This is a genomic window from Psittacicella hinzii, from assembly GCF_003585885.1.
In the GTDB taxonomy this organism is placed as follows: Bacteria; Pseudomonadota; Gammaproteobacteria; order Enterobacterales; family Psittacicellaceae; genus Psittacicella.
This window is the reverse complement of record NZ_NRHC01000138.1, coordinates 1-6,296: the sequence shown is the minus strand read 5'-3', so window position 1 is coordinate 6,296 and position 6,296 is coordinate 1. Positions and strand designations below refer to the sequence as shown.

Below are 6,296 nucleotides of genomic sequence, written 5' to 3'. Positions count from 1 at the left end.
TGTTCGGGAATCCCTATTACCCCCAAATGAATATATGCCCAAGACCAAGAGCTCAAAAAGTAACAAAGACTAGGCATAGGCTAGGCATAAGATGAGGTTAAACTAAAACAAAAAATATAGCTCCCCGTCGTTACCAACTGGGAGCTATAAAATAAATTGCTTTTATGTTTAACCATTTCCTTAGGCTAGGAAGTTAAGAGAATATGATGATAAGAAGATAGCAAGTTAAGAAGTTAACAAGTTAAGAAACTAACATAGATTTCTCAGTTTTCTCAAACACCTATCACTTATCTATCCCCTCTTCAACAACCTCGGCAAATGGTAATTTGTAATAACTTTAACACTAAATCACTCTAGCGCCAAATCACTCTAGCGCCAAATCACTCTAGCGCTAAATCACGCTTAACCTTGAGTTAGCGCTGATTGTAAAATTATTTTGCGCTATCGTCTTTAGCTTCTGTAGCTTGCGCTTGTTCTACTTTTGCTTCAGGAGCTGTTTCTGTTGTTTTACCTTGTGCTTCTACAGAGTGAGCTTCTTTTTTCCCTGGGAAAAGTAAAGAAGCAATCACTCCTAAAGCTAGTACACCTAGAACGATACCTAAGCTCCAGCTTGAAGGAATATGTAAGTGCTCGTTACCGGTTACCATACCGAATGACTGTATGCCCATCTTAATCCCGATGTAGAATAACAGAACAACTACTGCTTTTTCTAAGTGAACTAAGTACTTAGTTAACGCTGCTAAAACAAAGTAAAGACTACGTAAACCTAGAATAGCAAAGATCATAGCCGCATATACTAGTAACGGCTCTTGAGTTACAGAAATAACTGCTGGTACTGAGTCAAAAGCAAATGCTAAATCTGATGCTTCAATTGCAATTAAGCAAAGGAATGCTGGGGTTGCATAGTAAAGACCTTTGCGAGTTACATTTGCAAGTTTTGAACTAGCATCAGTTTCTTCTGCTGGAAGTTCATTGTGTTTAACAAAGAAAGCTTCACCGTGTAACTTTTTGTACACAGGGAAAAGTTTACCTGTTAGTTTGATTGACCAGTGGTTAGTGTAGTCTTCGATTTCCTCTTCTTCTTTTTTCGCAGACATCATTTTCCAACCAGACCATAGTACAAAGGCAGCAAAGGCAAAACCTACCCATGGACTTGCAGCGAATAAACTTGTACCTACTAGAACGAAGATCGCACGGAATACTAAAGCCCCAATAATACCCCAGTACAGAATACGGTGTTGTAAGTGCGACTTAATCCCAAAAGAAGCAAAGATAGCAACAAACACCATTAGGTTGTCAATTGACAGAGTTTTTTCTAATACATAACCTGCGAGATACATATCTGCGTATGTCTTTTCAAATCTGAACCAAAGGTAGAAGTAAAAAGCTACTGCTAAACCAATCCAGAATACTGACCAGATAGATGCATCTTTAACTGTAATCTCTTTTACTTTACGGTGAGCCACTAAGTCAACGTAAATCGAAAAGAACATTACTCCAAAAAATATTAGTACCGCTTCTAGCGGAAAACCAAAAGTTCCCATAAATCTCTAGTTTTTAAATATAAATAAGATAAAAAGAATATTTGAATTATTTTACTTGATCATACAAAGTTAAAGATTAAATAATACTACAAAACGGTCTTATTTGCATATAGATCAAAGAGAAATTTGTAAATGAATTAACTCATTCTTACTTACAACTATTTCAACCTTGATCATTACTGTTTTATTCTAGGTCTTTTCTAGACGAACTCCTAGAAAATACCTAGTAAAGCTTTACAAATTCTTTTTAAATCCAAGCTTACATGAATTAGTTTTTTGCTCTATAAGTTGCCTCCCTCTGATTGGCATAACAAGTAGATGGCTAAAAAATTTTCATTTTCCTCTTGATAAATAAGTTTTTCATCTTCATATTAATATTAAGTAACACAAAAAACTTGAACGTAGAGAAATTTTATCTAAACCTGATGTTAAGTACTATAAAGGTGATCAGTACATTCGTACACGTGCATTTGTACAACAAAGGTGCAAAGGTACAAACGTACAACAAACAAGTACGAGAGTACAAAAGTCATACAACAGTACAAAGGTGCATACAACAGTACAAACGTACTCCAAAAGTACATAAGGTATCTAGATACAGATACAAAAACATCTAGGTACAAACACCTCCAAGGACAAAAACAACAGGACAGATTTAATTAAGCAGAGACTTTACTCCTGCTTCAAGATAAACATTTTTATGGTTGGTTACTAGCTATGGTTGATAGCTATGGTTGCTAGATATGTTCAATAGATACTTATGTATGTAGCCCAACTCACATAACCTAACGCTCATAACCTAACTATTGCATGTAGACAGTCTCTCTATAATTTAATTCACTGGTACAAGCATAGTTACACCTCATAAAAAACCTTGCCTCTACTTCTAACCTTTGTGCTTACCCTACTCTACTGTAGAGATTACAGTAACTTTCATATACACAATTAACCAAAAACTCAAAACATCGGAGGCACTATGTCAGCAATTTCTTTTTTCAAGAAGTTCACATTATTTAGTTTAGCGATTATTACTTTAGCATTCTCTTTTGCTAATGTAGCCGTAAAACAAAGTAGCAATGCAGAAGATATTCCTGTTTACCAAATCTCTGCTGATAACCCACAACCAGCTACTAAAACAGATGATAAATCTGAAAGTTAAACTGACTAGCACAAAAGCTAGCTAACCAACAACCACAGAGCTAAAAAGCTAATGACTTCCACAAAGTCTACAAACTTAAATAAGACAACTCAACATATTTCATAATTTATATCCACCTGAACGAAGATTGCAAAATCTTCGTTTTTTACATTCTACGAATCTTCAGTTGCTGTATTCTCTGCAACCTCTCCTCTATAGTTGTAATCCCTCTGATGTTATTACATATCTGATGTTGTAGTCCTTGAGTTCTAGTTCATCTGTTGTTCTAGTTCATCTGTTGTTCTAGTTCTTTCACTGCTCTAGTTCCTCTACTGTTAAGTCTCATTACGGCTCTTGCCTCTATAGTTATTGTCTACCTCTATAGTTAGTTATTGTCTTTCTGCCCTATAGTATCCAAAGCTCTCACATCTTCCTAAAAATACAATGAAACTACCTACAAAATCCCTGATGTTCTCCCTCAACCCCAAGTTATTTCCAAAAAAGTTGTAAAAAAGTTTAAATAAGTGAGTACTCACTTATTGATTTTTTCATTTACAACCCTTATAATATAAATAAGAAAACAACAACATAAAAACAACAGTTTAAAACATAACAACACAAGGAGACAACCATGGATAAATTAATGAATATCTTATCTGTTATTGTTACTGGTACTTTAGTACTTTTAAGCGTAGTTAACTTCTAATCAAGTTAAACTTACGAATTTTTACTACTCTATCAAGATAGCCAAAATAGTTTAGATAGCTAAGATAGCTTAGTGCCCTCATCCCCTTTAAGGTAGAAGCAAACTACCTTAAGCACCTTAAGCACATAGCTAGATAGAATTTCTAGATTAAGTAAAGACTAGGTAGGATACCTAGAATATACAAACCTCTTAAATCAAAACCTCAATTATAAAAACAACAACTCCACTTTTTGATTTAAGTAAAACGTACAATACAAAACAACATAATTAAGCAAGAACAACACCGAACACAACAACTAACTAAATAGCAAACAACGCAACTGTTCAAGATTAACGTAACCGTTCAAACCTAACAGTTCAAAACACAACTGAAAAAACCCAGCTGTTAAAAAACACAAGACAAACAAGACAACTGTTAAGAACACAACAATCAAAGATACAACAAACATAATTATTTCATTCTCATGCAATCCATCATGAGTAATAAACAACCCAAAACAACCAAACCCTGTCTATAAATAGGAGAGCAAATTAACTTCGGTTAACTTACTCTCTTATTTTTTACGTTTGTCAGGGAAAAATGGTAAACTGTTAAATGGTTGGTTGTTTAAAGATAGAGTTCAACTATCTCCAACGATCTCTAACAGTCTTCAACTATCTCTAACCAACTATTTAGATCTAGATCTCATAGTTCTTTTTATTCGTTCCATATATAGATTATGAAACTTCTGTTAACCTGCTTTTTTATCAGTATTTTCTCAACTAACATTTGGGCAAATCAGTTCCAACGTATTGTTGGTACTAACAGTCAGCTTAACGCAGCTACGAGTTATAACTACTCGGCTGCTTCAGCTATCCAAGTACTAGACAACCAAGAAGTACGTTATGTTGCTCTCAAGTTTAATAAATTTGATGGCAGTCAAAGCGTTATTCTTACGCGAGATGACAGCCAAGATAAAGCAACAACTTTTAACCACAACTTCAATGTAATTTCTATCTCGAGTTCTATTAGCATTGAAGATGCTAATACCTTGCTAGAAAAACTAGGAGTAAACTACCGTGTTGCCCTAGATAACGAAAGTGGAGAAAAAGTTCTTCTAGTACTTAATAGCAATGTCCAACTTCTTCAAAGTAACTCTTAACTTTATACTTTTGAAGTCTTGGACTTTTAACTTTCAAAGTCTTAACTTACAAAGTTAAGCTGTTTGCCACAAGAGGCAAACAAATTTACACGCTTCTACTCTAATATAATATTTCGCTACTGGTTTAAACCTACCTACTCTAAACCTGATCCTGCTTAGTGAGATCTAACTAAGATCGACTAAATAGGATCTAACATTACTAATAAAAAGAAAAAAATAACAAAGGTCTTAGTTGAATAAACTAAGACCTTTGTTATTGTCTCAATATTGAGAATGTAAAAGTAAAAATGGAGAATGTAAAAACGGAGAAGGGAAATTGAGTTGGTATGAGATTGTCCTGATTACTCGAATTACAGAATTCTCCCTATTACAGAATTAGCATGATTAGCACTCACTAGTTCTTAATTCTCCCGATTACTGAATTAGCCTGCTTAGCACTTACTAGTTTTTACTAGCCCTTGCTAGTTCTTACTAGCCCTTAGCAAACTTTAATACCCCTTGGTTCATTAAAAGACTAGTTTTTAAAGGGACATCATGGCTATCAACAACTTTAGCTAATAAAGTACTTGGAAGTTGGAAGTCTGAATTTTGTTGTTGCACAGTAAAAACTAACCATTTGTTAATGGCTACTTTGAGGACGTATAGAGAAAGAATGTCACTGTTACCTGCAAATTCTTGCTGTAAGAAATCTACAAACTCTGTAGCAAATTGCTCTTCTTCTCCTGTTTGGACAGTAATTTGTTTTACATTTATACGTGCGTCTGTACTTGATAATACTTCACGATCCTGCATAAACTCTGGAGTAGCATTAGACTCTACAGTTCTTTCGACTAAAGTCGGTAGACTTTCTTGGAAAAACTTGTAGCTCTCTGAATCTTGATATTCTTCTTGTGCTTTAGAGTCTGTAAATACTTCTAAAGCATAGTAAACTTGAGGATCGTTTTCATCATACATCAAGAACATGGCTAAGTTGTCTTGCCCCTCAACGATTGAGGTGCTTAGATTGTATACTGCAAGAGAGTCGAAGTCATCACCACTCTCTTGGTTAACTAAGTGGTATTGTTTTACTTGCACAATTGGAGCGTTGACTACTGCACGCGCAAACTTTACTTTGTTTGCTTCTAAAGTTAGATTAGCTTGGTCAGAGGCTAATGCTTGTTGTAATGCAGTAGCTGAAATTGCTGTATTGGTAAGAGCGCTAGCCTCACTTGCTGCTAAAACACTCGTACTAGCGAACATACTTGCAATAAGTAGGCTAGCTAGCTTAAAAAATCTGTTGTAAATCATGTTAGAGAAATTGTTAGAAGTTTAACCTTTGCAGTTAATTAGACAGCTGTTTGTTCATTCAGTTTTACTTTAAATTTTTACTCAAAGTTTTTACACTGAGGTTGTCATTGACTTTTCTATTAACTGACATTTGCTATTGAAAATACAACCTGCAACAGCAGAGCGTAAATTAACTGCAAAGTCTTACGAGAGATATTTCAAAAGTATTTATATGGGCGCTTTTGCAATCTACAATATTTTACGAATAAAAATTAATTACTTGTAACCTTGTAACCCAGAGTAACCATGATTAAGGTGAGCAAGTTAAGAGTTTAGATAGTTATCTCCACTATTCGTTTTTACTTATAAACTCCATACTGGTTATTAACTTACTAACCCCACTACACCAGCAAACCTGAGCAGCAGTCGACATCAATATTCAGCAATATCCAAATATCCAGAAATATCCAGCAATATTCTAGAACCTATTTTCCCGTTTT

At 34.6% G+C, this 6,296-nt stretch carries 4 protein-coding genes; 2 read left to right on the top strand and 2 right to left on the bottom strand.

The window, feature by feature from the left end:
* Window positions 1-431: 431 nt before the first annotated feature.
* Window positions 432-1,544, bottom strand: a complete 1,113-nt coding sequence (locus CKF54_RS07690) for a TerC family protein (protein WP_119525768.1) — start codon at window positions 1,542-1,544, stop codon at window positions 432-434.
* A 976-nt stretch (window positions 1,545-2,520) separates the two neighbouring features.
* On the opposite strand from CKF54_RS07690, the gene CKF54_RS07685 reads away from it, so the two are divergent.
* On the top strand, window positions 2,521-2,703 hold the full coding sequence (locus tag CKF54_RS07685; RefSeq protein ID WP_119525767.1) for a hypothetical protein: 183 nt from the start codon (window positions 2,521-2,523) through the stop codon (window positions 2,701-2,703).
* A gap of 1,404 nt (window positions 2,704-4,107) precedes the next feature.
* Entirely contained in the window at window positions 4,108-4,530 is a 423-nt protein-coding gene (locus CKF54_RS07680) for a hypothetical protein (protein ID WP_119525766.1), read from the top strand.
* 471 nt (window positions 4,531-5,001) lie between these two features.
* Here CKF54_RS07680 and CKF54_RS07675 read toward each other — a convergent pair whose 3' ends face one another.
* Window positions 5,002-5,769 (bottom strand): putative quinol monooxygenase, encoded by a 768-nt coding sequence (locus tag CKF54_RS07675; RefSeq protein ID WP_147396858.1) that lies wholly within the window; start codon window positions 5,767-5,769, stop codon window positions 5,002-5,004.
* Window positions 5,770-6,296: the final 527 nt, after the last annotated feature.

Coding starts and splice junctions, on each gene's coding strand:
- CKF54_RS07690 (WP_119525768.1), bottom strand. CDS start 1,544: ATGGGAACTTTTGGTTTTCCGCTAGAAGCGGTACTAATATTTTTTGGA.
- CKF54_RS07685 (WP_119525767.1), top strand. CDS start 2,521: ATGTCAGCAATTTCTTTTTTCAAGAAGTTCACATTATTTAGTTTAGCG.
- CKF54_RS07680 (WP_119525766.1), top strand. CDS start 4,108: ATGAAACTTCTGTTAACCTGCTTTTTTATCAGTATTTTCTCAACTAAC.
- CKF54_RS07675 (WP_147396858.1), bottom strand. CDS start 5,769: ATGTTCGCTAGTACGAGTGTTTTAGCAGCAAGTGAGGCTAGCGCTCTT.